Origin of the sequence: Citrobacter sp. Marseille-Q6884, assembly GCF_945906775.1 — a bacterium.
GTDB lineage: Bacteria > Pseudomonadota > Gammaproteobacteria > Enterobacterales > Enterobacteriaceae > Citrobacter.
On record NZ_CAMDRE010000001.1, the window covers coordinates 967,921 to 993,444 of the forward strand.

Consider the following 25,524-nt stretch of genomic DNA (forward strand, 5'->3'; position numbering starts at 1 on the left):
CGCACTAACGGTTGAGAGTGTCATTAATTCGAAGAAAATGTGAGGGTTATCGCAAAATACGGTCGTTATTTGCACACGATCGCTCACCCTCACGCCTCATCCTGGCTGAATCCGCTCAAAGGATGAGTTTTCCTCTCTGGTTCACTGGCAAACTGGTGAAAATCGCAGCATCAAGGACAGCATTATGAAACTTGCCGCCGTTGCGCTGGCGCTCATGCCCGGTCTTGCCATTGCCTCATCATGGACTGCTCAAGGATTCCCGGCCTTCGAAGCGGAAGGAACGGGTAAGTTTGTCAGCCATGCAGCGTTGACGAAGGGTACGCGTCCTTTGACCCTGAATTTTGACCAACAGTGCTGGCAGCCAGCTAATCCCATAAAACTCAACCAGATGCTGTCGCTACAACCCTGCGAAGGCACACCGCCGCAGTGGCGTTTATTCAAAGACGGCAACTACACGCTGGAAGTCGATACCCGATCCGGGACACCGACGCTGATGCTATCGGTCAATAACATTGCAGAACCGGTGACGACGCAGATTCGCCAGTGTCCGAAGTGGAATGGCTCGCCACTGACGCTGGAAGTTAGCCAGACCTTCCCGGAAGGCGCAGTGGTGCGTGATTTCTACAGCCAGCAAACCGCAACGGTACAAAACGGGAAAATTACCTTGCTCCCTGCCGCAACCAGCAACGGGCTTTTGCTGCTGGAACGGGCGGAAACCGACGCGCCTGCCGCGTTCGACTGGCATAACGCCACGGTGTACTTCGTACTGACAGACCGCTTTCAGAACGGTGATCCGAGCAATGACCATAGCTACGGTCGCCACAATGACGGTATGCAGGAGATTGGTACATTTCACGGCGGAGATTTACGCGGCCTCACTGACAAACTCGATTACCTGCAGCAGTTAGGGGTGAATGTCCTTTGGATCAGCGCCCCGTTTGAGCAAATCCACGGCTGGGTTGGCGGTGGCACAAAAGGCGATTTCCCCCATTATGCTTACCACGGCTATTACACCCAGGACTGGACCACGCTTGATGCCAATATGGGTAGCGAGACCGATCTGCGGGCACTGGTCGATGGCGCTCACCAGCGCGGCATCCGTATTCTGTTCGACGTGGTGATGAACCACACCGGCTACGCCACACTGGCAGATATGCAGGCGTATCAGTTTGGCGCGTTGTACTTATCAGGAGATGAGCTGAAACAGACGCTTGGAGAGCGCTGGACGGACTGGAGACCGGCTGCCGGACAAAGCTGGCACAGCTTTAATGATTACATCAACTTCAGTGATAAAGCCGCGTGGGAAAAATGGTGGGGGAAAAACTGGATTCGCACCGACATTGGCGACTACGACAATCCCGGTTTTGACGACCTGACGATGTCACTGGCCTTCCTGCCCGATCTCAAAACGGAATCCACCACGCCTTCCGGCCTGCCGGTCTTCTACCAAAACAAACCCGATACGCGCGCCACCGCCATCGCAGGCTACACGCCACGTGATTATCTGACCCACTGGCTCAGCCAATGGGTGCGTGACTACGGGATTGACGGATTTCGGGTTGATACCGCCAAGCACGTCGAGCTCCCCGCATGGCAGCAACTGAAAACACAGGCCAGTGCGGCACTGGCCGAATGGAAACGCGCCAACCCGGACAAAGCGCTTGATGACAAACCCTTCTGGATGACTGGCGAGGCCTGGGGCCACGGCGTCATGCAAAGCGATTATTACCGTCACGGTTTTGACGCGATGATCAACTTTGATTATCAGGAACAGGCGGCAAAGGCCGTTGATTGTCTGGCTACGATGGATCTCACCTGGCAACAAATGGCGGAAAAACTTCAGGATTTCAACGTGCTGAGCTATCTCTCATCGCATGATACCCGTCTGTTCCGCGAAGGGGGAAATAAAGCAGCCGAACTGCTGTTGCTGGCGCCGGGAGCCGTACAGGTCTTTTATGGCGACGAATCCGCCCGTCCTTTTGGACCCACCGGTTCTGACCCCTTGCAAGGTACACGCTCAGATATGAACTGGCAGGACGTCAGCGGGAAATCAGCCGCCAGCGTCGCGCACTGGCAGCGTATCAGCCAGTTCAGAGCCAGACACCCGGCCATCGGCGCAGGTAAACAAACCACGCTCACCTTAACGCAAGGATATGGATTTATACGTGAACAGGGCGACGATAAAGTGATGGTGATTTGGGCTGGCCAGCCCTGATCCTGGCCGGCTTCTTGTGCTTTATCGCGCGGGAAGCCGGATTCAATATAAAAAACCAACCTGCCAAAAATCTTCAGCACAAAACATCAATCCCGCCTTTTGTGCCTGATTTGCACCCTGCCATAGGGAGCGCTATGGTTAGCCACTTTAATACTGAGTTCGACAGACCACCTGCTATGACATTCTCACTTTTTGGCGACAAATTTACCCGCCATTCAGGCATTACCCGCCTGATGGAAGACCTCAACGACGGTTTACGCACACCTGGCGCTATCATGCTCGGCGGCGGGAATCCGGCGCAAATCCCGGAAATGCAGAATTACTTTCAGTCGCTACTGGCAGAGATGCTGGAAAGCGGCAAAGTCACTGATGCGCTTTGTAATTATGACGGTCCGCAAGGTAAAACTGAGCTGCTCACCGCACTCGCCACACTGCTGCGTGAGAAGCTGGGTTGGGATATCGAACCACAAAATATTGCGCTGACAAATGGCAGTCAGAGTGCATTTTTCTACTTATTTAATCTCTTCGCCGGACGTCGCGCAGACGGGACGACCCGAAAAGTGTTGTTCCCCCTGGCTCCAGAGTACATTGGTTACGCTGATGCCGGGCTGGAAGAGGATCTCTTCGTTTCCGCGCGCCCGAACATAGAACTGCTGCCGCAAGGCCAGTTCAAGTATCACGTTGACTTTGAACACCTGCACATTGGTGAAGAGACCGGCATGATATGCGTGTCCCGTCCCACCAACCCGACAGGCAATGTGATCACTGACGAAGAGTTGATGAAACTGGATCGTCTGGCCAATCAGCATGGTATTCCACTGGTGATTGATAACGCCTATGGCGTCCCGTTCCCCGGGATCATTTTTAGCGAAGCACGCCCGTTGTGGAACCCCAACATTGTGCTGTGCATGAGCCTTTCCAAGCTGGGGCTGCCAGGTTCCCGCTGCGGCATTATTATCGCCAATGAAAAAATCATCACCGCTATCACGAATATGAACGGCATTATCAGCCTTGCCCCTGGCGGTATGGGTCCGGCAATGATGTGCGAAATGATTAAACGTAACGATCTTCTGCGCCTGTCAGAGACCGTAATTAAACCGTTTTATTATCAGCGCGTTCAGGAGACGATTGCGATCATTCGCCGTTATTTATCCGAAGATCGCTGCCTGATTCATAAACCCGAAGGCGCGATTTTCCTGTGGCTGTGGTTTAAGGATTTGCCGATTTCGACCGAGCTGCTGTATCAGCGCCTGAAGGCGCGCGGCGTCTTGATGGTTCCCGGTGATTACTTCTTCCCAGGGCTGGATAAACCCTGGCCGCATACCCATCAGTGCATGCGGATGAACTATGTGCCGGAGCCGGAGAAAATCGAGGCGGGCGTGAAGATTCTGGCGGAAGAGATAGAACGCGCCTGGCTGGAAGGCTAACACAACGCCCGGCCAGCATTCTGGCCGGGACGTCTGCTACAGCGGCTGTGAACGCAGGCGCTGCTGCTGAATTTTGACGGCATCAATACATTGCAACGCATGGGTCGGGCAAGCCTCTACACACGCGGGTCCTGTATCACGATGCCAACACAGATCGCATTTAATCGCCTGCGCCCGCGTCGTCTGCGCCACCACATTCATCGCCCCAAATGGACATGCCAGCATACAGCTTTTACAGCCAATGCAGCGCGCCTGTTCTACGAAGATGTGCTCACGTTCACGACGAATAGCATGAGTAGGGCAAACATTCGCGCAGGGTGCGTCTTCACACTGATGGCAGGCTACTGCCGTGGTGAACCGATCATCTTTAATGACCCGGATACGCGGGACAAACGCCCCAGAGGAGACCGTCGCACAATCCTGGTTTTCCTGGTGTGCAACCACGCAGGCAACTTCACAGGTACGACACCCGATACATTTCGCCGCATCCGCCATAATAAAACCGTTCATTGCCCCCTCCTTCTGCGTTAAAACCTCAGAGTGCCAGAGAGCCGGTCCCGGTTGCCTTGATCAAACAGGGGAATTGGTTAAATTTTGTCAGGTACTGAAGGGTTATGCGTATTCGCCTGAGCCGGGCGGTAAAGCCTGGCTGGGACAATATTACGCATGGCGTCCAACGGGTTGTTAGCGCCATACATAAAAGCATCATGAAAAGAGTGCCCTCTTCCATGAGGACAAACGGGTGAGAACTTAGAAACGCCAGCTCACCCCAGACAGGAAAGTGAAGCTGTCGTCGCGATCAACCATTGGGCTATCCTTAATATCGTCCGGCAGCACGCTATAATTGGCGCTTGCCAGCAATGTCAGGTTAGAGGTTAACGCATATTTTGCAGACAGACCGACGTACGGTGTCCAGCTGTCGCCAGGGGAGAAGCTGGATAATCCACTGCGGCGGGATTCATTGCCTGACACACCGTAGTAATATTCATTGAAGTTTTCGTCATAGTAGAGAACACCCACGGACGGAGTGAGCGTCAGCTTGCCCATCGGCATTTGACGGAACAGGGAGGCTTCACCAATCCAGCCATTGCTGTTATCCAGAACATCGGCAGCAGCGGAGACTTTAACGCTACCCCAGCTCTCGTGGTGATACCACGCAACCCCTGCCATTGCCGTGCTGTCGCGCTTGTCCAGTTGCTTCATCGCATGATCGTCGTTATCAGCGGGATCAAACTCAAGCGGCATCCACGACGCAGTAATGCTAAATTCATTACTTTTACTTTTGGACAGAATATAGCCTAACGTTGTTTGCCTAAAATAAAATGATTCACTTTCATAACTGACAAGCGGTACTGCGTGAACATTATCATTATATCCACGATAAGGAGATTCATTATATACAGCGCCACCGCCAATAGAAAATTCTGCGGCTGTCGCACTAGCCATAAAAGAAAAGGCAAATAGCGCCACAATATTGCGTTTAATTAACATGCCAACATTCCATTTTAAAATAAGCTACAAAACGCGGGCATAATAATGCTTACAATTTCATCAGTGCAAGGCGCATATTTATATAGTAATATATACAATCCTATATATATTGGGTTCGGCGATGAACAAACAACAACTCAAACACCGGGAGCTGAAGATAATTTCAGTCATTGCTGCCAGTGAAAATATCAGTCATGCAGCGACAGTCCTCGGCATCGCGCAAGCCAACGTCAGTAAATATCTTGCTGATTTTGAATCAAAAGTTGGGTTGAAAGTCTTCGACAGAACCACCCGACAGCTTACCCTGACACCGTTTGGTACAGCGCTACTGCCTTACATTAATGACATGCTGGATAGAAACGAGCAGCTAAACAATTTCATTGCGGATTATAAGCATGAAAAGCGTGGTCGCGTAACGGTATATGCACCGACAGGAATAGTTACATACTTATCACAACATGTTATTGCAAAAATCCAGAATATTGGTGGTATTAGTCTTTCGCTGAAAACATATAACCTGGAGCGCAAAGCATTTTATGAAGGCGTCGATTTCCCTGACGATTGCGATATTTTAATTACCTATACACAACCTAAAGATGAATCATTAGTTGCCAGTTATATTACTAAATATGCGGTTTCTGCTTTTGCTAGCCAGGAATATCTTAATAAACATCCTATCAGTAGTCCTGAAGAACTGGAGCATCATTCCTGTATTCTTATTGATTCAATGATGATTGATGACGCGAATATCTGGCGATTCACCTCAGGCAAAGGTAAAGAATTACAGGACTATCGTGTGACGGGAAATTACGTTTGCGACAATACGCAGTCGGCACTGGCATTGGCTCGTAACCATTTAGGCATTGTTTTTGCGCCAAATAAAAGCGTGCAAAAGGATACCCAAGCCGGAATGTTGGTTCCGTGCTTCTCTGAACAGCATGAGTGGTGGCTGGATCTTGTGGCCATTTTCCGCAAACGCGAATATCAGCCCTGGCGAGTACAGTTTATTCTTGATGAGATGTTAAATGAGATACGCCAGCAGCTTACTCAGGCACAGCAACAGTCACCTGAGTAAGCGAGAAAGGTAAGCCAATAGCCGACGTTTAGTGGTCGAGATACAGGTAATGCACCCAACTGGTCATACGCAGCAGGACTTTGCGCATCACTGACACATGCGAGAAATGGTCTGAATACACGGCGACTTGTGCGTAAATACCATCAGGCAACGCGTTTAAATCCGCATGTTCATTCAGATCAATGGTGGCAATAACGCCTTCTGAACCGGGTGTGGAATTCAGGGATTGCAACGCCCCATTCGACTGATAGGTTCCCCCCGGAACAGCCGGACTGATAGCCGTCAGTTTACCGCTAAATACTTGACCTGGAAGGGCATTAAACACAACTTCAGCCTCATCACCGGGTTCCAGTCGCAGCAATGAATTTTGACGGAACTGGGCAATAATTTGCCGTTTTTGGTCCGGGATAAAAACCATGACAGGGCGCATAGGCAGCGCAGCCGCGTAGGTACCCGGCCTGATTAATACCTGCGTGATATAGCCATCGCTGGGCGCACGCACCACGGTTTGTTCAAGGTTAAATTCCGCTTCTGCCAGTTGTGCTTTCAGGCTGGCAATTTGTGAATGCTCACCCAATACCATGCTGTCCAACTGACTCTGAATCTGTTGTTGCTCTGCGACGGAGGATTTTACCGACGCTTCCTGTGCCAGATAGTTTTGCCGCGCCGCATCAATATCGCGCTCAGAAAAAGGATTCACTTTCGCCTGACTTCCCTGCGCGTAGCGCTGGTAATCTTTTGCCAGCTTGTCACGCGTCGCCTTTTCCTGTTGCGTGTTCGCTTTCATTTCATCCAGCTGCGCGGCGAGCGCCTGCTCTTTATGCTGCGCGGTGACAATATCAGCCTTCAGACGATCAACCCTCGCCTGGTAGCGCCCCGGATTCAGTTTAAACAGCACTTCACCTTTTTTAATCAGCGTGTTCTTCTTCTCCGTGACTTCTGTCACCACACCCGTTACCTGCGGCACAATCGGAATAGAAATGACCGCTTTTTGCGCCTTAAAAGTATACGGATGGTTATAATTCATCAGTAATATAAGTCCACTAACAATAAATATTCCGCCCAGCGCTGCTGTGGGTACAGTCCATTTATTGACAGGAATTTTAAAAATTTTAAATATAGACCATGCACACGCCACATAGGTCAAAACAATCAGTAAATCCATTAATATTACTCCGCTGGAGAGGTTTTACCCTCGGCCAGTTTCTTTTCCAGATCAGCGACTCGAGCCTGAAGTTGGATAAGGGAAGGATCCGCACTCTGCATACCCCACCCTCGCTCGGGGCGATAAAGCGTCGCCCAGATCCATAAAAATGGCCAAATAACATGCAGCGTAAACAGACTCACCCAACCCGCAACATGTATTGCATCGGCATGGGGATGATTACGTTTTTTTGCTATCAGATAGGGAATATCATGCAGAATAATAATCCCATAGAAAACCACCAGGAATACAAAAATAAGCACTCCTAATGCAAAATAATCAAGGAACATATTTGCCTCAGGGATTAAAATTTAAAAGTTTGTATGCTATTTGTTTTAAACAATAGAGTGGATAATACTAGTGGAATGACCAGATTGAATGCAATTTGCTTATTTATATAACGATATATGTGTTTATATATACCCGTCGTCTTGCGGGCTGTGGATCATAACAGGATGGGTGAAGCATGCCCGGCACGTAACCGGCTACCGGGCAATAAGTGGCGGGATATTAAAACAGTCCCAGCGGTTTATCAGAGTAGCTCACCAGCAGGCATTTGGTCTGCTGATAATGCTCCAACATCATTTTGTGGGTCTCACGTCCGATGCCTGATTGTTTATAGCCGCCGAACGCCGCGTGTGCCGGGTAGGCATGGTAACAGTTGGTCCATACACGCCCCGCCTGAATACCGCGTCCCATCTTGTACGCCAGATTACCGTTACGGCTCCAGACGCCCGCACCGAGACCATATTGGGTGTCGTTGGCGATTTCCAGCGCTTCCTCCATGGTTTTAAAAGTGGTGACGGCCAGCACCGGACCAAAGATCTCCTCCTGGAAAACGCGCATATTGTTCTTACCAAAAAGAATGGTAGGTTCGAGGTAGTATCCCTCTTTTAACTCCCCATCCAGTTGCTTACGCCGCCCGCCGGTCAGCACATCTGCCCCCTCTTTCTTACCGATATCGATATAGTTGAGGATGGTCTCCAGTTGACCGTGCGAAACCTGCGCGCCCATTTGCGTTACGCTGTCGAGCGGGTTACCGCTGCGGATACTTTCCACGCGGCGAATGGCTCTCTCCATAAAGCGTTCGTAAATAGACTCCTGAACCAGCGCCCGACTCGGACACGTACACACTTCCCCCTGGTTGAACGCAAACAGAGCAAAGCCTTCCAGCGCTTTATCAAAGAACGCATCTTCTTCATCCATCACATCTGCGAAGAAGATATTGGGCGATTTGCCCCCCAGCTCCAGGGTGACAGGAATAATGTTTTGCGTCGCATACTGCATGATTTGCTGTCCGACTTCCGTCGAACCCGTGAACGCCACTTTCGCAATGCGTTTTGATGTCGCCAGATACTCGCCGATTTCACCGCCAGCGCCATTAACCACGTTCACCACGCCCGGCGGCAGCAAATCACCCACCACTTCCATCAGCAGCAGTACGGACAGCGGCGTCAGGCGCGCAGGTTTGAGAACCACACAGTTACCTGCAGCCAGCGCAGGCGCCATCTTCCAGCTCGCCATCAGCAGCGGGAAGTTCCACGGAATAATTTGCCCTACCACGCCGAGAGGTTCATGGAAGTGATAAGCCACGGTATCGCTATCGACTTCACTGATCCCTCCTTCCTGCGCACGAATACAGGAGGCGAAATAGCGGAAATGGTCAATGGCCAGCGGCACATCTGCAGCGCTGGTTTCACGGATTGGCTTGCCGTTGTCCCAGGTTTCTGCCGTCGCCAGCAGCTCCAGATTTTGTTCCATTCGGTCAGCAATCTTGAACAGGATCGCCGCACGATCCTGCACGGAGGTATGCGCCCATTTATCTTTTGCTTTATGCGCGGCATCCAGTGCCAGGTCGATATCCTTCTTGCCGGAAGAGGCCACTTCGCACAGTAATTGCCCGGTGACCGGCGTCAGGTTCTGGTAATACTCACCGTCCACAGGTGCGACCCAGTCACCGCCGATAAAGTTATCGTATCGATTTTTTAACTTCAGAGGGTAACCATACTCGCCGGGATAAATACGCGTTGAAGGGGGGTTATTGGTCATGACCGTCTCCTTGCTGTAGGGGTACTACAAAGGGTAGACGGGGCTGGCGAAATATTCGCCAGCCTTTTACTGCTTTACGACAGATATCACGAATTACATCGCTGCGCGATAAATCGCCATGATCTCTTCATGGGTCGCCTGAATCGGGTTGGTGAAACCACAGGCATCTTTCAGCGCATTGGTCGCCAGCACAGCGATATCTTCTTCCTTCACGTTCAACTCACGCAGGCCTGCCGGAATATCGACTTTCTGCGCCAGTTCGCGGATCGCAGCGATGCAGGCTTCCGCCCCTTTCTCTTCGCTCATACCCGCGACATTCACGCCCATTGCGGCAGCACAATCACGCAGACGAGCCGCGGCCACTTTGCTATTGAATACCTGCACATGCGGCAGAAGTACCGCGTTGCACACGCCGTGCGGCAGATTATAGAAACCACCCAACTGGTGCGCCATCGCGTGAACATAACCAAGAGAGGCGTTGTTAAAGGCCATACCGGCGAGGAACTGCGCATAGGCCATGGCTTCACGAGCCTGAGCGTTGCTGCCGTCTTCAACTGCGATGGTCAGATTTTCTGCAATCATCGTCACGGCTTTAAGCGCGCACGCATCGGTAATCGGCGTTGCCGCAGTGGAAACATAAGCTTCAATGGCATGGGTCAGAGCATCCATGCCGGTGGCCGCTGTCAGCGACTTCGGCATGCCTACCATCAGCGAGGAGTCATTGACGGACAACAGCGGCGTAACGTGTTTATCGACGATCGCCATTTTAATATGACGTGCTTCATCGGTAATGATGCAAAAACGGGTCATTTCAGACGCCGTACCGGCTGTGGTATTGATGGCGATCATCGGCAATTGCGGTTTTGCGGAGCGGTCAACGCCTTCATAATCACGAATATCGCCACCGTTCGCCGCCACCAGCGCAATGCCTTTTGCGCAATCATGCGGAGAACCACCACCGAGAGAAATAACGCTATCGCAGGCGTTTTCTTGCAACATTTTCAGGCCAGCAGCAACATTACTGGTCGTGGGATTAGGATGCGTACCATCGTAAATTACACTGAAAATATCACGTTCCTGCAGTGCCTTTTGAATGTCGCCCGCCATCCCTAATTTGGTCAGCATGGCATCAGTCACGATTAACGTACGGCGGAAACCATATTCCGCCATTGTATTCATGGCATCCTTCAATGAATCAGCACCAATGATATTTACAGACGGAATAAAAAAAGTTGAAGCAGCCATAATACGATCCTTAATTACTCAAAAGAGGTAAGAATCATACGAGTGAAAATTCTAACAAAGTATGATCGCGGTTGTTATTTTAATAACACGCAAAATAAAAAGCACATTAGGTTCATAATCTAATGTGCTTATTTATGTCTACGGCTATTTTGTATTAATTCATTTTATTTATGCGTTAATTGTTTCATTATTTTTCAGGAAACAGTAACGCATCGCGTAATAAATGGTCATTTCCCCGGCGACGGGTAAAACCAATACGGTCAAAATATTCCAGAATCTGGATAGCCAGTTTACGCCCCACGTTTAGTCGATCGCGGAAATCCGCCGCGCAGGTCGATCCTCGCTCCTGATCCAATTCACGGATCATATTGGCGAAGGCCACAATCCGATCGTTGCGGTAATAGCGATCTTTGACGATCGCCGTAATGATGCCTTGCTGTGCCGCCTGTCGTAATGCCAAACGCATCGCCTGCTCATCCGTACCGGTTTCTTTGGCCAGATCCCGCACCCACCAGGGTTCGTCGCCAAAAAGAGGTTCGGTCTTTTGCCAGATAGCCTGCTGCTCATCGCTGAAACCCGCCTTATGATCGGGCAAGTGCAACCAGCCATGATGACTGTGGATCGCACCACTTTCGCGCATTTTTTCAATCAGCAGCAGCACCAGCGCTTCGTCTTCCATTGGCAAAGCCATACGACGCAGGCGTTCACGCCCCGGTCCCGGCTCATCGCGATGCTGTTCGTGGTACGTCGCCAGCGTATCAAGAACCTTGCGCTGCCAGCGAGCGGCAACGGGCGCATTCAACAAGCTGTATCCGGCCTGAATAAAACCATGTTGTTCAATCAGCGGACGCATACCCTCGCCATTGAGCTGTCGCGCCCACGCGAAGTCAGGAATATTCACCGCACCGCGCGTCAGATGTAAGGCCAGCACGTCGCCGTCATCCTGAGCATTTTCCAGTGCTGACAGCCACTGCAGATACTCCGGCTTACGCTTCCCGCGGCGTGGCGGGTTGAGCGTGACAACGCGTGCGCCCGCCAGCGTGGTGCGGGCTGAGATGTCGCGCAGCACCAGCCTGTCGTTATCCGCCAGCCACAGTGGGGTATCAAATACCAGCTCCGCCAGTGTCCCTTCGAGTAGCGAAATTCGCCCGGTCACATGGCTGGCCGCATGGTGAATGTGTAGCGGCTGCCACTGCATCAACGGTGCAGAATGCTCCAGAGACACGATCACACGGGTAAAAGCCTCCGGCGGCGCATCGGAAAGCAGCCAGTCACCACGGTTAAGCTGTTCTTTCTCCGCATCACCGGCAATATTCAGCGCAATACGCTGCCCCGCATGGGCATGCTCCGTCGCCTGGTTTTGCGCATGCAAACTACGCACGCGCATCGGTTTGTTCACGCCCGTCAGCCACAGCGTGTCACCCACGTTGACTTCACCACTGAGCGCCGTCCCCGTGACTACAAGGCCTGCGCCTTTTACCGTAAAAGCACGGTCAATCGCCAGGCGGAAGCTGTGGTCGCTTGCATGCTCGCGCGAAGATAACTGCAGCAAATGGTCGCGTAAAGCGTCGATCCCACGCCCTTCGCTGGCTGCGGTCACAAAGAGTTCTGCATCCGCAAAACCATAGTTCGCCAGCGTCGTTTGCACTTCTGCACGCACGTCATGAATGCGCGACTCATCCACGCGGTCGGCTTTTGTCAGCGCCACGGTGAGCTGCGGATTGCCGGTCAGTTGCAGGATCTGCAAATGCTCCCGCGTTTGTGCCATCACACCGTCGTCGCAAGCCACTACCAGCAGCGCATGGTCAATACCTCCGACCCCCGCCAGCATGTTGGAAAGAAACTTTTCGTGCCCGGGAACGTCGATAAACCCCAACACGCGGCCATCCGGCTGCGGCCAGTAGGCATAACCGAGATCGATGGTCATGCCACGCTTTTTTTCTTCCGGCAGGCGGTCAGCATTCACGCCCGTAATGGCCTGCAATAACGTTGTTTTTCCGTGGTCAACGTGTCCGGCGGTTGCAATAATCATTTCAGCATCATCTCCATAAACCGGGTCTCGTCTTCAAGACAGCGCAGATCCAGCCATAAGCGGCCATCATAAATTCGACCGATGACCGGTACGGGTAAGGTGCGCCAACGCGCAGCCAGCGCCTCAAGGCGGCTACCGCGCCCATCATGTGGCGTAAAGGTTAGCGCCGCGCTGGGCAGCCGATCAACAGGTAACGAACCGCTGCCAATCTGCGACAGGCAAGGCATCACGTTCAGGGCAAACTCGCCGCCATAATGTTCTTCAAGCTGCGCCTGCAATTGCTGCGCCTGGTGGCGGATAGCCTCTTCGGTACGGGTAAGTAACCGCAGCGTCGGCAATTTCTCAGCCAGCGCTTCCGGGTGCAGATAGAGTCGCAGTGTCGCTTCCAGTGCCGCCAGCGTCATTTTATCCGCCCGCAACGCACGTTTCAGCGGGTGGCGCTGCAGACGGGCAATCATCTCTTTTTTACCCACGATGATTCCGGCCTGGGGTCCGCCCAATAACTTGTCGCCTGAGAAACTGACCAGGCTCACGCCTGCGGCAATCAGCTGCTGCGGCATCGGCTCCTTCGGCAAACCGTACTGACTGAGATCCACCAGCGAGCCGCTGCCCAGATCCGCAACCACCGGAATATCCTGTTCCTGACCAATGACCGCCAGCTCTGCCTCATCAACAGATTTGGTGAAGCCTTCAATGCTATAATTACTGGTATGCACCTTCATCAACAAGCCCGTGTTTTCATTCACAGCCTGTCGATAATCGCTGGCGTGGGTTCGGTTGGTCGTGCCCACTTCTCGCAAAACACATCCGGCCTGGCACATGACATCCGGTATACGAAACGCGCCGCCAATTTCCACCAGCTCGCCGCGCGAAACCACCACCTCTTTGCCATTCGCCGTTGCGGCCAGCATCAGCAGCACCGCTGCGGCATTGTTATTGACGATACAGGCGTCTTCAGCCCCAGTGATGCGACACAGCAACTCAGCCAGCGCACGATCGCGATGCCCGCGCTCTGCGCCGTCCAGGTCGTATTCCAGCGTGACCGGCGTGCGCATCGCCTGCATGACCGCATCTATCGCCTCTTGCGCCTGCAATGCGCGCCCCAGATTGGTATGCAGAACCGTCCCGGTCAGGTTGATAACCGGACGTAATGCGCTTTGTGATTCTCGCTCCAGCCGGGCATATGCCTCTTGAGCCCAGTCGTCGCACCATGCCGGGAGCACCTGTACATCACGAATCGTTTCCCTGGCTTCATCGAGCATATGACGAAGCAGGTCAACCACCCGGGTATGGCCGTGGGACTCACGCAGGGCAAGAAAGGCGCTATCGCGCAATAAACGATCGATAGCAGGAAGCTGGCTGTAGAGTGAACGCATGTCGGTTGTCATGAAAGGGCCTGGCTGTTGGTGGCCCTCCCCACAATGGAGAGGGATATCGATATAGGGAGGATTGTACCGTGACTTTGCTCAGGCGGACATAATACGCATCAAGCCTTGGGTGGTTCCGTGCGGGCAAAACTTTCGCGTTGAAAGAGCGTTTCCACCAGCTTGACCAACCGTGGTCGATCCACACACCAACCGGGTGAGACCCGACGGAAATTGAGATAGCCCACTGCGCAGGCAATGGCGATGGTGGCCAAGTTTACGGTGTCTGTTTTGAGCGTGCCATCTGCCAGATACCCTTCCAGTGCATCCAGACTGCGGGTAATTTTCTCACGCTGGCGCAACAGTTCGGTTTCCGACTGCTGCGCTGCGGGTCGGGCCTGTTCACGAACCGACACTAAACCGGCATCCATAATACCGTCAGCCAGCGCTTCCAGCTGGCGAACCTTCAGCGCCGCCAGCGGATCGCGTGGCAACATGGCTGGCGCAATATCCAGCAGCTCAATATATTCCGCAATGATCGGAGAGTCATACCAGTATTCTCCCTCGTCGGTGACCAACGCGGGCACTTTGCCTAACGGGTTATACCGCGCCACGCCATTTTCCGCGTTGTAGGGGAGTTCATTAACGAATTCAAACGTGATGCCCTTTTCCAGCAACAGAATGGAAATTTTGCGTACAAAAGGGCTGGTGTAGCTACCAATGAGTTTCATGCCGTGTCCTTTTTGCCAACAAAAAAACTGTGCCCCACGGTTGCGGGACACAGCCTAGTATGGCTCAGACTCTGATAAATGGCAGGTGACGATGGTCTCAATGATCCAAATAAAGGTAATGCATCCAACTGGTCATACGCAGCAGCACCTTACGCATCACCGAAACGTGGGCGAAATGGTCGGAATAGACCGCGACCTGGGCATAGATACCATCCGGTAGGGCATCCACATCCGCGTTCGGTTCCAGTTCAATTGTCGCCAGTACGCCATCGGTACCGGGCACCACCGTTAGCGACTGCAATGCTCCCTGTGCCTGATACGAGCCACCAGGCACAACCGGCAAAATGCTGGTCAGCTTGCCGGAGAAAACCTGGCCGGGCAGCGCGTTAAACACCACTTCCGCTTCGTCACCAGATTTAAGACGCAGCAACGAGTTTTGGCGGAATTGCGCCACAATTTGCCGCTTCTGTTCAGGAATAAACACCATTACCGGACGCAACGGCAGTGCGGCAGCGTAGGTCCCCGGCCGGATGAGTACCTGCGTCACATACCCATTGCTGGGGGCGCGAATAATGGTCTGATCGAGGTTGTATTTCGCTTCTGTCAGTTGCGCACGCAGGCTAACAATTTGCGATTGCTCACCGTTAACCATACTGTCTAACTGACTCTGAATTTGCGCCTGTTCAGCAACGGAGCCTTTCACTAAGGCATCCTGTGCCAGAAAGTTTTGCCGGGCATTATCGATATCGCTTTCTGAGAAAGGATTCACGCGCGCCTGACTGCCTTTCAGATAGCGCTGATAATCTTTGAACAGACGGTCACGTTCCGCGGAAACCTGCGTGGTGTTGGCCTGCGCTTCCGCTAATTGCGCTTTTAAGGTCTCAATATTGTGCGTTGCTGTCACCAGGTCCGCCTGTAGCCTGTCAACCCGCGCCTGATAACGCACAGGATCGAGCTTAAAGAGCACCTCACCTTTTTTAATCAGCTGATTATTTTTATCCGTTACCTCGGTAACAATCCCCGTCACCTGCGGCGTAATGGGAATAGAAATAACGGCTTTTTGCGCGGTAAACGTATACGGGTGGTTATAGTTCATTAATAAGATCAGTCCCGCAACGATAAACACCCCGCCTAATGTCGCCGTCGCCAGCGTCCACTGATTCACTGGTATGCGGAATATTTTAAAGATGGCCCAGGCAAATGCCACGTAGGTCAGAATAATCAACAAATCCATGATTAGCGCTCCAGCGGGGTCTTATCAGCTGCGGGTTGTACCGCGGCCAGTTTTTGTTCCAGCTCGGCTACGCGTTTCGCTAGCGCGTCAACGTCGGGGTTTCGCTCTGAAGGTTGAATGTGGTTTTGCATCCCCCAGCCGCGTTCGGGCTGGTAGAGGGTGGCCCAAATCCACAGAAACGGCCAAATAGCATGAAGGGTGAACAGGCTGATCCAGCCTGCCGTATGGATAGCATCAGCATGGGGATGGTTACGCTTTTTCGCCATGTTATAGGGAATGTCATGGATGGCGATGATTCCGTAAAACAGAACCAAAAAAACGAAGATCAGCACGCCCAACGCGAAATAATTTAGAAACATAGCTGCCTCGTATTCACGCTAATTAGAGTTTTATCTGTGCTGGCAGCCGTACATACCCAGGCTGGTATTTTGAACATAACTGGAGTTATGCATTTTCGCCATATCATAAATAAAATATTTTTTCTGGCGAGAAATGGCTCTATTTGCAGGAAAACAGACCCACAAAGAACCTGCTATAGATCACATCGGGATTTGTCCCAATGAAAATTTCTTGCGATGCAGATCACAAAGATTCAACAAACAGAGAAATAGAAATCGTGATCAAACTCACAATTAATGGCCATTTTTAGCAATTTCTTATGCACTGATGTTTTTTTGTACGCATGTTTTGTGATGACAATCACATTAAGTAACGCCATACACCCTATATTTACGTGACCAACTTCACACAAAAAGTCATCGACTGGACAGTTGAACGATTCAGTGCCAGATTTCGCAGTATCTACAGGGTCCGGCTACCTCCTGCCGCTACATTAACAAACCTCGGGCTTCCAGCCTGCGCGAGAGCAAACATAAGAAGGGGTGTTTTTATGTCATCCGATATTAAGATCAAAGTGCAAAGCTTTGGTCGATTCCTCAGCAACATGGTGATGCCAAATATCGGCGCGTTTATCGCGTGGGGTATTATCACTGCACTATTTATTCCGACAGGATGGTTGCCGAACGAAACACTGGCGAAACTCGTCGGTCCTATGATCACCTACCTCCTGCCGCTGCTGATTGGTTATACCGGCGGTAAACTGGTTGGCGGCGATCGCGGCGGCGTCGTCGGCGCTATCACCACCATGGGCGTTATCGTCGGTGCGGATATGCCGATGTTCCTCGGTGCGATGATCGCCGGTCCGCTGGGCGGCTGGGCTATCAAACACTTTGACAGCTGGGTAGACGGTAAGATCAAATCCGGTTTTGAGATGCTGGTGAATAACTTCTCCGCCGGCATCATCGGTATGATCCTTGCTATTCTGGCATTCCTCGGCATTGGCCCATTGGTTGAAGCACTGTCCAAAATTCTGGCAGCAGGCGTTAACTTCATGGTTGTCCATGACATGCTGCCGCTGGCGTCTATCTTTGTTGAACCGGCGAAAATCCTGTTCCTCAACAACGCCATCAACCACGGTATCTTCTCACCACTGGGTATTCAGCAGTCCCATGAGATGGGCAAATCCATCTTCTTCCTGATTGAAGCAAACCCAGGTCCGGGTATGGGCGTTCTGCTGGCGTACATGTTCTTTGGTCGCGGCAGCGCTAAACAGTCTGCGGGCGGTGCGGCCATCATCCACTTCCTCGGGGGTATCCACGAAATTTACTTCCCGTATGTGCTGATGAACCCACGTCTGATTCTGGCCGTTATCCTCGGCGGTATGACTGGCGTATTTACCCTGACGATTCTTAACGGTGGTCTGGTTTCTCCGGCCTCTCCGGGTTCTATCCTGGCCGTGCTGGCAATGACCCCGAAAGGCGCGTACTTCGCTAACATCGCAGCGATCTGTGCCGCAATGGCGGTCTCCTTTGTTGTCTCTGCCATTCTGCTGAAAACCAGCAAAGTGAAAGAAGATGATGATATTGACGCGGCAAACCGCCGTATGCAGGACATGAAAGCAGAATCCAAAGGTGCATCCCCGCTGTCTGCTGGCGATGTCACCAACGACCTGAGCCATGTGCGTAAAATCATCGTTGCCTGTGATGCCGGTATGGGTTCCAGCGCGATGGGTGCGGGTGTGTTGCGTAAGAAAGTGCAGGATGCGGGTCTGTCTCAGATTTCCGTCACCAACAGCGCGATTAACAACCTGCCGCCGGATGTGGATTTGGTCATTACCCACCGCGATCTGACTGAACGCGCAATGCGCCAGGTTCCGCAAGCACAGCACATTTCGCTGACAAACTTCCTCGACAGCGGCCTGTACACCAGCCTGACCGAGCGTCTGGTTGCGGCACAGCGCCACAACGTTAACGAAGAGAAAGTCCGCGACCACCTGAAAGACAGCTTTGATGAAGGTGATAACAACCTGTTCAAACTGGGTGCGGAAAATATCTTCCTTGGCCGTAAAGCCAGCAACAAAGAAGAAGCGATTCGCTTTGCGGGTGAGCAACTGGTGAAAGGCGGTTATGTCGAGCCAGAATACGTTGAAGCGATGCTGGACCGCGAAAAACTGACCCCGACCTATCTGGGTGAGTCCATCGCTGTGCCGCACGGTACCGTTGAAGCGAAAGACCGCGTGCTGAAAACCGGTGTGGTGTTCTGCCAGTACCCGGAAGGCGTCCGCTTCGGTGAAGAAGAAGACGATATTGCACGCCTGGTCATTGGTATCGCCGCGCGTAATAACGAGCACATCCAGGTGATTACCAGCCTGACCAACGCACTGGATGATGAATCCGTGATCGAACGTCTGGCGCATACCTCCAGCGTGGATGAAGTTCTGGCACTGCTGGCTGGTCGTAAGTAAGTCCCGTGGCCCGATGGCGCTCGCGCTTATCGGGCCCTGGTCCCACTCTCTCCGAAAGCAGGAGAGGGTTTGGGTGAGGGGAATGTATCGCTGTCCCTCACCCCAGCCCTCTTGGGTAAAAAACATTAATGAAGGTTAATACTATGAAAGCATTACATTTTGGCGCAGGTAATATCGGTCGTGGCTTTATCGGCAAATTGCTGGCTGACGCGGGGATACAACTGACGTTTGCGGATGTAAATCAGGTGGTGCTTGATGCCCTGAATGCCCGTCATAGCTATCAGGTTCACGTTGTCGGTGAAAATGAGCAGGTCGATACCGTTTCTGGCGTCAACGCCGTCAGCAGCATCGGTGATGATGTCGTTGAACTGATTGCCCAAGTGGATTTAGTGACCACTGCGGTGGGTCCGGTGGTGCTTGAGCGTATCGCTCCGGCTATCGCCAAAGGGCTGACCAAACGTAAGGCGCAGGGCATCACTACCCCGCTGAATATCATTGCCTGCGAAAACATGGTGCGCGGTACCACGCAGTTGAAAGGCCATGTCATGAACGCGCTGGCAGACGCTGATAAAGCCTGGGTTGAAGAGCATGTCGGCTTTGTCGATTCCGCCGTGGACCGTATTGTTCCGCCTTCTGCTTCCGCAACCAACGACCCGTTGGAAGTGACCGTGGAAACCTTCAGTGAGTGGATTGTCGATAAAACGCAGTTCAAAGGCGAACTGCCGAATATCCCGGGAATGGAATTAACTGATAACCTGATGGCATTTGTCGAACGTAAACTCTTCACGCTGAACACCGGGCATGCTATAACCGCGTACCTCGGTAAATTGACCGGTCATCAGACCATCCGTGACGCGATTCTCGACGAGAAAATCCGCGCAGTGGTTAAAGGTGCGATGGAAGAGAGTGGCGCGGTACTGATCAAACGCTATGGCTTTGATGCGGCAAAACATGCGGCATACATTCAGAAAATCCTCGGTCGTTTTGAAAACCCGTACCTGAAAGATGACGTTGAGCGCGTGGGCCGTCAGCCGCTGCGTAAACTGAGCGCAGGCGATCGTTTGATCAAGCCACTGCTGGGTACGCTGGAATATGGTCTGCCGCACGTTAATCTGGTCAACGGTATTGCGGCGGCGATGCATTATCGCAGCGCAGAGGATCCGCAGGCGCAAGAACTGGCCGCGTTGATTGACGAAAAAGGCCCACAGGCTGCGCTGGCGCAAATTTCCGGGCTGGATGCCAACAGTGATGTGGTCGTGGAGGCGGTAAACGCATATAACGCGACCAAATGATAGAGAATGCGGCGCAGGTCACCCTGCGCCCGAATGACAGATTGTCAGATATGCAGGCAATAATGGAACAAACGCAGGCCTTTGAAAATCGTGTGCTTGAGCGTCTGAATGCTGGCAAAACCGTACGCAGCTTCCTCATCACCGCCGTAGAATTACTCACCGAGGCGGTGAATATTCTGGTGCTTCAGGTATTTCGCAAAGACGACTACGCGGTGAAATACGCAGTGGAACCGTTGCTCGACGGCGACGGCCCGCTGGGCGATCTCTCTGTTCGTCTGAAGCTGATCTATGGCCTGGGCGTGCTCAGTCGCCCGGAGTATGAAGATGCGGAACTGCTCATGGCACTGCGTGAAGAGTTGAATCACGACGGCAATGAATATGCATTTACTGACGACGAAATTCTCGGACCGTTTGGTGAACTGCACTGCGTGACAGCGCTTCCCCCACCCCCACAGTTTGATACCTCAGACTCAGGTTTGTACGCAATGCAAATCCAGCGCTACCAACAGATGGTACGCTCCACCATGGTGCTTTCCCTGACCGAGCTGATTTCCAAAATCAGCTTGAAAAAAGCCTTTCAGAAATAAACCGCTACCGATTTACTTCTCTTCCTGCTGAGGTCGGTACAACTGCCGATAGTACGCCAGGCGCTGTTGATAAAGCTGCACATTTTCCTTAGGGACCTCAGACGGAATCGTATTGCGCGGCGGCGTTTTATTCAGGTACTCACGAAAAGCCTGGCTTGAGGCCATAAAATCGATAGTTTTATCAATAAGGATTGAAACGTTCTCGCCTATTTTCACCATGATGAGCCCTCCTCCATGTATTATTCGCACGCAGCCTGTGCGGCTGATGATTTAAGTTTAGGATCGGTTCGGCGATTATATTGAGGAAAACGTGCTTCACGGTGAAGCCGCCAGTAAACGCGCCATCATCGATCTTATTTCTTAAAATTCATTCTGAATCAAACAGATAGTATTATTGTTAGCGATAAAATACTTGCATCATTTGATTGTTTCTCTTCGATTAGTTGAGAATAATACCGCTCTGCGCGCATACTATAGGATATTCATCCTATTTTTATCAGAAGCTATCCTATGAAAGAAGTCGAAAAAAACGAAATTAAACGCCTGAGCGATCGCCTGGATGCCATCCGCCACCAGCAAGCAGATCTCTCGCTGGTTGAAGCCGCCGAAAAATACGCCGAGCTGGAAAAAGAGAAAGAAACGATCGAAACCGAGATCGCACGTCTGCGTGAAGTGCACGGTCAGAAACTGAGCAAAGAAGCGCAGAAACTGACGAAACTCCCTTTCCGTCGCGCCATCACCAAAAAAGAACAGGCTGACATGGGCAAGCTGAAAAAAAGCGTACGTGGCCTGATCGTCGTACACCCGATGACAGAACTGGGTCGTGAAATGGGCCTGAAAGAGATGACGGGCTTTTCAAAAACTGAGTTTTGATACCTTTCCGGGCAACCTCTGCTTGCCCGGTCTCCCCCTCCCACTGAATTGGCCCTACCAATTCTGACCATATCCGAATACTTCCTCACATTTCCTTAAAATTTGACTACAATACCGTTGCCAATAAATAACATTTGATTAACCATTCATTGTCATTACCCCTACACAACAATATTGGCAGGGCCACTTTTACACATAATGTGACGAAGAGATGAGCACAGACTCATTCCATTATGTTGTCGGCCCCCAGGAGACCTGCAATGAATCTCTGGCAACAGAACTACGACCCGGCCGGTAACATCTGGCTCTCAAGCCTGATCGCGTCACTTCCTATCCTGTTCTTTTTCTTCGCACTGATTAAGCTCAAGCTGAAAGGTTACGTCGCCGCATCGTGGACGGTTGTTATTGCCCTGTCCGTTGCTCTGCTGTTCTATAAAATGCCGGTCGATCACGCGCTGGCCTCCGTGGTGTACGGTTTCTTTTATGGTCTGTGGCCCATCGCCTGGATCATCATCGCAGCGGTGTTTGTTTATAAAATCTCGGTCAAAACCGGGCAGTTTGACATCATCCGCTCCTCCATCCTGTCGATTACCCCTGACCAGCGTCTGCAAATGTTGATTGTCGGCTTCTCCTTCGGCGCGTTCCTCGAAGGGGCTGCAGGCTTTGGCGCGCCGGTGGCGATTACCGCGGCATTATTGGTCGGTCTTGGTTTTAACCCGCTGTATGCAGCAGGCTTATGTCTGATTGTGAACACCGCCCCGGTCGCGTTTGGCGCAATGGGCATTCCGATCCTCGTTGCCGGTCAGGTCACCGGGCTGGACAGCTTTGAGATTGGCCAGATGGTAGGTCGCCAGCTGCCGTTCCTGACGATTATCGTGCTGTTCTGGATCATGGCGATTATGGATGGCTGGCGCGGCGTGAAGGAAACCTGGCCGGCGGTCATGGTCGCAGGTGGCTCCTTTGCTATCGCGCAGTACCTCAGCTCTAACTTTATCGGACCAGAACTGCCGGACATCATCTCTTCGCTGGTTTCACTGGTGTGTCTGACGCTGTTCCTGAAACGCTGGCAGCCGGTGCGCATCTTCCGCTTTGGCGATATGGGTGCTTCACAGGTCGATCAGACCCTGGCCCGCACCCACTATTCCGTCGGCCAGGTCGTTCGTGCCTGGTCCCCGTTCCTGTTCCTGACAGCCACCGTCACGCTGTGGAGCATACCGCCGTTTAAAGCACTGTTTGCGCCTGGCGGTGCGATGTATCACTGGGTGGTTAATATTCCGGTTCCGTTCCTCGACAAACTGGTCGCCCGTATGCCGCCGGTGGTACATGAAGCCACGGCTTATGCTGCGGTGTACAAATTTGACTGGTTCTCGGCAACCGGCACCGCGATTCTGTTTGCCGCCCTGCTGTCTATCGTCTGGTTGAAGATGAAACCGTCTGCCGCGCTTCAGACCTTTGGCAGCACGCTGAAAGATCTGGCTTTGCCTATCTATTCGATCGGCATGGTGCTGGCGTTCGCGTTTATTTCTAACTACTCCGGCCTTTCTTCGACGCTGGCATTAGCACTGGCGCACACGGGAAGCGCCTTCACCTTCTTCTCGCCGTTCCTCGGCTGGCTGGGGGTATTCCTGACGGGTTCGGATACGTCTTCAAACGCCCTGTTCGCGGCCCTGCAGGCAACGGCAGCGCAACAAATCGGTGTTTCCGATGTGCTGATGGTGGCGGCAAATACCACCGGCGGCGTGACGGGCAAGATGATCTCTCCACAGTCTATCGCCATCGCCTGTGCGGCGGTGGGGCTGGTTGGGAAAGAGTCTGACCTGTTCCGCTTTACCGTTAAACACAGCCTGATTTTCACCTGCATGGTGGGTGTGATCACCACACTTCAGGCCTATGTCTTAACCTGGATGATTCCATGATCGTGATGCCCAGACGCCTGTCAGACGAGGTTGCTTCTCGTGTGCGGGCGCTGATTGAAGAACAACAACTGGAAGCGGGCATGAAATTGCCCGCCGAACGTCAGTTGGCGGTACAACTGGGCGTGTCGCGCAATTCTCTGCGCGAAGCGCTGGCGAAACTGGTGAGTGAAGGGGTGCTGATTAGCCGTCGCGGCGGCGGGACGTTTATCCGCTGGCAGCATGAAGCCTGGTCAGAACAAAACATCGTTCAGCCCCTGAAAACCCTGATGGCGGACGACCCTGATTACAGCTTCGATATTCTGGAAGCCCGCCACGCCATCGAAGCCAGCACCGCCTGGCACGCCGCAATGCGCGCCACAACGGCCGACAAAGAGAAGATCCGGCTCTGTTTCGACGCCACGCAGAGCGAAGATCCCGATATCGCCTCACAGGCGGACGTGCGTTTTCACCTCGCCATTGCAGAAGCCTCACACAACGTGGTGTTGTTACAGACCATGCGCGGTTTTTTCGACGTACTGCACTCTTCCGTGAAACAGAGTCGCCAGCGTATGTATCTCGTCCCCCCGGTATTTTCACAACTGACGGAACAACATTTGGCGGTGTTGGATGCCATTGTCGCCGGAGATGCCGATGGTGCACGCAAAGCCATGATGGCGCACCTCAGTTTTGTCCACACCACGATTAAACGATTTGATGAAGACCAGGCCCGCCAGGCGCGAATCACCCGCCTGCCCGGTGACCATAATGAGATTAACAGGGAGAACAACGCATGATTATTTCAGCAGCCAGCGACTATCGCGCCGCAGCCCAACGCATTCTGCCCCCCTTTTTATTCCACTACATTGACGGTGGCGCGTACGCGGAACACACCCTGCGCCGCAACGTGGAAGATTTGTCGGAGGTGGCGCTCCGCCAGCGCGTGCTGAAGAACATGGCCGATCTCAGTCTGGAGACCACGCTGTTTAACGAAAAACTGTCGATGCCGGTAGCATTAGCACCGGTTGGTTTGTGCGGGATGTATGCACGCCGGGGCGAGGTTCAGGCCGCCGCCGCCGCCGATGCCAAAGGTATTCCGTTTACGCTCTCTACTGTTTCCGTCTGCCCGATTGAGGAAGTCGCCCCGACCATCAAGCGTCCAATGTGGTTCCAGCTGTACGTCCTGCGCGATCGCGGTTTCATGCGTAATGCGCTGGAAAGGGCGAAAGCCGCAGGTTGCTCCACGCTGGTCTTTACTGTGGATATGCCAACGCCTGGCGCGCGCTATCGTGATGCCCACTCGGGCATGAGCGGTCCAAATGCAGCAATGCGCCGCTACTGGCAGGCAGTCACTCATCCGCAGTGGGCCTGGGACGTCGGCCTGAATGGGCGTCCGCATGATTTAGGCAATATCTCCACCTATCTTGGGAAACCGACCGGCCTTGAGGATTACATCGGCTGGCTGGCGAATAACTTCGATCCATCTATTTCCTGGAAAGACCTGGAGTGGATCCGTGAATTCTGGGATGGCCCGATGGTGATCAAAGGGATCCTCGATCCAGAAGATGCCCGTGACGCCGTGCGTTTTGGCGCGGATGGCATCGTCGTGTCTAACCACGGTGGACGCCAGCTCGATGGCGTGCTCTCTTCCGCTCGCGCGCTCCCCGCCATTGCCGACGCGGTAAAAGGGGATATCGCAATTCTGGCGGATAGCGGGATTCGCAATGGTTTGGACGTTGTGCGAATGATTGCCCTGGGCGCCGATAGCGTTCTGCTGGGTCGCGCTTACCTGTATGCACTGGCCACACATGGTCAGGCCGGTGTGGCCAATCTGCTGAATTTGATTGAGAAAGAGATGAAAGTGGCGATGACGCTGACCGGTGCAAAAACCATTAGCGAAATCAGCCGCGATTCACTGGTACAGGAGCTGGGTAAACAGCTGGCAGACTCCCCTTCACTGCTGAAACGCGGGAATGCGGCCTAAACGTTAATTTGCTATGCTGCCCCGTA

22 protein-coding genes are annotated in these 25,524 nt (G+C 52.7%); 10 read left to right on the plus strand and 12 right to left on the minus strand.

Going from position 1 to position 25,524, the window contains the following annotated elements; genetic code table 11:
• The first annotated feature begins 184 nt into the window (after positions 1–184).
• Both malS and avtA read left to right on the plus strand, forming a co-directional pair.
• On the plus strand, positions 185–2,215 hold the full coding sequence (gene malS, locus N7268_RS04645; RefSeq protein ID WP_260861937.1) for an alpha-amylase: 2,031 nt from the start codon (positions 185–187) through the stop codon (positions 2,213–2,215).
• Positions 2,216–2,391: 176 nt separating this feature from the next.
• A complete protein-coding gene (gene avtA / locus N7268_RS04650) occupies positions 2,392–3,642 on the plus strand; it encodes a valine--pyruvate transaminase (protein ID WP_409929173.1) in 1,251 nt (416 codons plus the stop codon).
• Between the two features lie 36 nt (positions 3,643–3,678).
• Here the strand turns inward: avtA and N7268_RS04655 are convergent, their stop codons facing one another.
• A complete protein-coding gene (locus tag N7268_RS04655; RefSeq protein WP_198906960.1) occupies positions 3,679–4,152 on the minus strand; it encodes a 4Fe-4S binding protein in 474 nt (157 codons plus the stop codon).
• 240 nt (positions 4,153–4,392) lie between these two features.
• Positions 4,393–5,133 carry a MipA/OmpV family protein gene (locus N7268_RS04660; protein WP_260861939.1) on the minus strand — a complete coding sequence of 247 codons (741 nt, stop codon included), beginning with the start codon at positions 5,131–5,133 and terminating at the stop codon, positions 4,393–4,395.
• Between the two features lie 121 nt (positions 5,134–5,254).
• Between N7268_RS04660 and N7268_RS04665 the strand changes: the two genes are divergently transcribed.
• Positions 5,255–6,208, plus strand: a complete 954-nt coding sequence (locus tag N7268_RS04665; RefSeq protein WP_260861940.1) for a LysR family transcriptional regulator — start codon at positions 5,255–5,257, stop codon at positions 6,206–6,208.
• Between the two features lie 28 nt (positions 6,209–6,236).
• Here the strand turns inward: N7268_RS04665 and N7268_RS04670 are convergent, their stop codons facing one another.
• From N7268_RS04670 to N7268_RS04710, 9 genes are all read right to left on the minus strand, one after another.
• Entirely contained in the window at positions 6,237–7,373 is a 1,137-nt protein-coding gene (locus tag N7268_RS04670; RefSeq protein ID WP_260861941.1) for an HlyD family secretion protein, read from the minus strand.
• A 5-nt stretch (positions 7,374–7,378) separates the two neighbouring features.
• On the minus strand, positions 7,379–7,702 hold the full coding sequence (locus N7268_RS04675; protein WP_198906956.1) for a DUF3302 domain-containing protein: 324 nt from the start codon (positions 7,700–7,702) through the stop codon (positions 7,379–7,381).
• Positions 7,703–7,922: 220 nt separating this feature from the next.
• Positions 7,923–9,461 (minus strand): aldehyde dehydrogenase family protein, encoded by a 1,539-nt coding sequence (aldB, locus tag N7268_RS04680; protein WP_198906955.1) that lies wholly within the window; start codon positions 9,459–9,461, stop codon positions 7,923–7,925.
• Between the two features lie 93 nt (positions 9,462–9,554).
• On the minus strand, positions 9,555–10,706 hold the full coding sequence (gene yiaY / locus N7268_RS04685; RefSeq protein WP_260861942.1) for an L-threonine dehydrogenase: 1,152 nt from the start codon (positions 10,704–10,706) through the stop codon (positions 9,555–9,557).
• 187 nt (positions 10,707–10,893) lie between these two features.
• Complete coding sequence (selB, locus tag N7268_RS04690) at positions 10,894–12,738, minus strand: selenocysteine-specific translation elongation factor (RefSeq protein WP_260861943.1); 1,845 nt, start codon at positions 12,736–12,738, stop codon at positions 10,894–10,896.
• The gene (gene selA, locus N7268_RS04695; protein ID WP_260861944.1) at positions 12,735–14,126 is read right to left on the minus strand and encodes an L-seryl-tRNA(Sec) selenium transferase; all 1,392 of its coding nucleotides are present in this window, start codon (positions 14,124–14,126) and stop codon (positions 12,735–12,737) included. Before selA ends, selB begins: the two co-directional genes overlap by 4 nt.
• A gap of 98 nt (positions 14,127–14,224) precedes the next feature.
• Positions 14,225–14,833 (minus strand): glutathione S-transferase, encoded by a 609-nt coding sequence (locus N7268_RS04700; RefSeq protein WP_260861945.1) that lies wholly within the window; start codon positions 14,831–14,833, stop codon positions 14,225–14,227.
• Positions 14,834–14,930: 97 nt separating this feature from the next.
• Positions 14,931–16,067, minus strand: coding sequence for an HlyD family secretion protein (locus N7268_RS04705; RefSeq protein ID WP_260861946.1), 1,137 nt, complete (start codon positions 16,065–16,067; stop codon positions 14,931–14,933).
• A 2-nt stretch (positions 16,068–16,069) separates the two neighbouring features.
• Positions 16,070–16,426, minus strand: coding sequence for a DUF3302 domain-containing protein (locus N7268_RS04710; RefSeq protein ID WP_198906949.1), 357 nt, complete (start codon positions 16,424–16,426; stop codon positions 16,070–16,072).
• Positions 16,427–16,956: 530 nt separating this feature from the next.
• Between N7268_RS04710 and mtlA the strand changes: the two genes are divergently transcribed.
• The 3 genes from mtlA (at position 16,957) to mtlR (ending at position 20,749) form a co-directional block, all read left to right on the plus strand.
• Positions 16,957–18,870, plus strand: coding sequence for a PTS mannitol transporter subunit IICBA (mtlA, locus tag N7268_RS04715; RefSeq protein ID WP_260861947.1), 1,914 nt, complete (start codon positions 16,957–16,959; stop codon positions 18,868–18,870).
• A gap of 143 nt (positions 18,871–19,013) precedes the next feature.
• Entirely contained in the window at positions 19,014–20,162 is a 1,149-nt protein-coding gene (mtlD, locus tag N7268_RS04720) for a mannitol-1-phosphate 5-dehydrogenase (protein WP_260861948.1), read from the plus strand.
• Positions 20,159–20,749, plus strand: coding sequence for a mannitol operon repressor MtlR (gene mtlR / locus N7268_RS04725; protein WP_409929174.1), 591 nt, complete (start codon positions 20,159–20,161; stop codon positions 20,747–20,749). Before mtlD ends, mtlR begins: the two co-directional genes overlap by 4 nt.
• A 12-nt stretch (positions 20,750–20,761) precedes the next feature.
• Here the strand turns inward: mtlR and N7268_RS04730 are convergent, their stop codons facing one another.
• The gene (locus N7268_RS04730) at positions 20,762–20,968 is read right to left on the minus strand and encodes a hypothetical protein (protein WP_260861949.1); all 207 of its coding nucleotides are present in this window, start codon (positions 20,966–20,968) and stop codon (positions 20,762–20,764) included.
• Positions 20,969–21,259: 291 nt separating this feature from the next.
• Between N7268_RS04730 and N7268_RS04735 the strand changes: the two genes are divergently transcribed.
• The 4 genes from N7268_RS04735 (at position 21,260) to lldD (ending at position 25,498) form a co-directional block, all read left to right on the plus strand.
• A complete protein-coding gene (locus N7268_RS04735; protein WP_260861950.1) occupies positions 21,260–21,622 on the plus strand; it encodes a YibL family ribosome-associated protein in 363 nt (120 codons plus the stop codon).
• Between the two features lie 260 nt (positions 21,623–21,882).
• Complete coding sequence (lldP, locus tag N7268_RS04740) at positions 21,883–23,538, plus strand: L-lactate permease (protein WP_260861951.1); 1,656 nt, start codon at positions 21,883–21,885, stop codon at positions 23,536–23,538.
• Positions 23,535–24,311 carry a transcriptional regulator LldR gene (gene lldR, locus N7268_RS04745; RefSeq protein ID WP_260861952.1) on the plus strand — a complete coding sequence of 259 codons (777 nt, stop codon included), beginning with the start codon at positions 23,535–23,537 and terminating at the stop codon, positions 24,309–24,311. The genes lldP and lldR overlap by 4 nt, the downstream gene beginning before the upstream one ends.
• Positions 24,308–25,498, plus strand: coding sequence for an FMN-dependent L-lactate dehydrogenase LldD (lldD, locus tag N7268_RS04750; RefSeq protein WP_198906942.1), 1,191 nt, complete (start codon positions 24,308–24,310; stop codon positions 25,496–25,498). The genes lldR and lldD overlap by 4 nt, the downstream gene beginning before the upstream one ends.
• Positions 25,499–25,524: the final 26 nt, after the last annotated feature.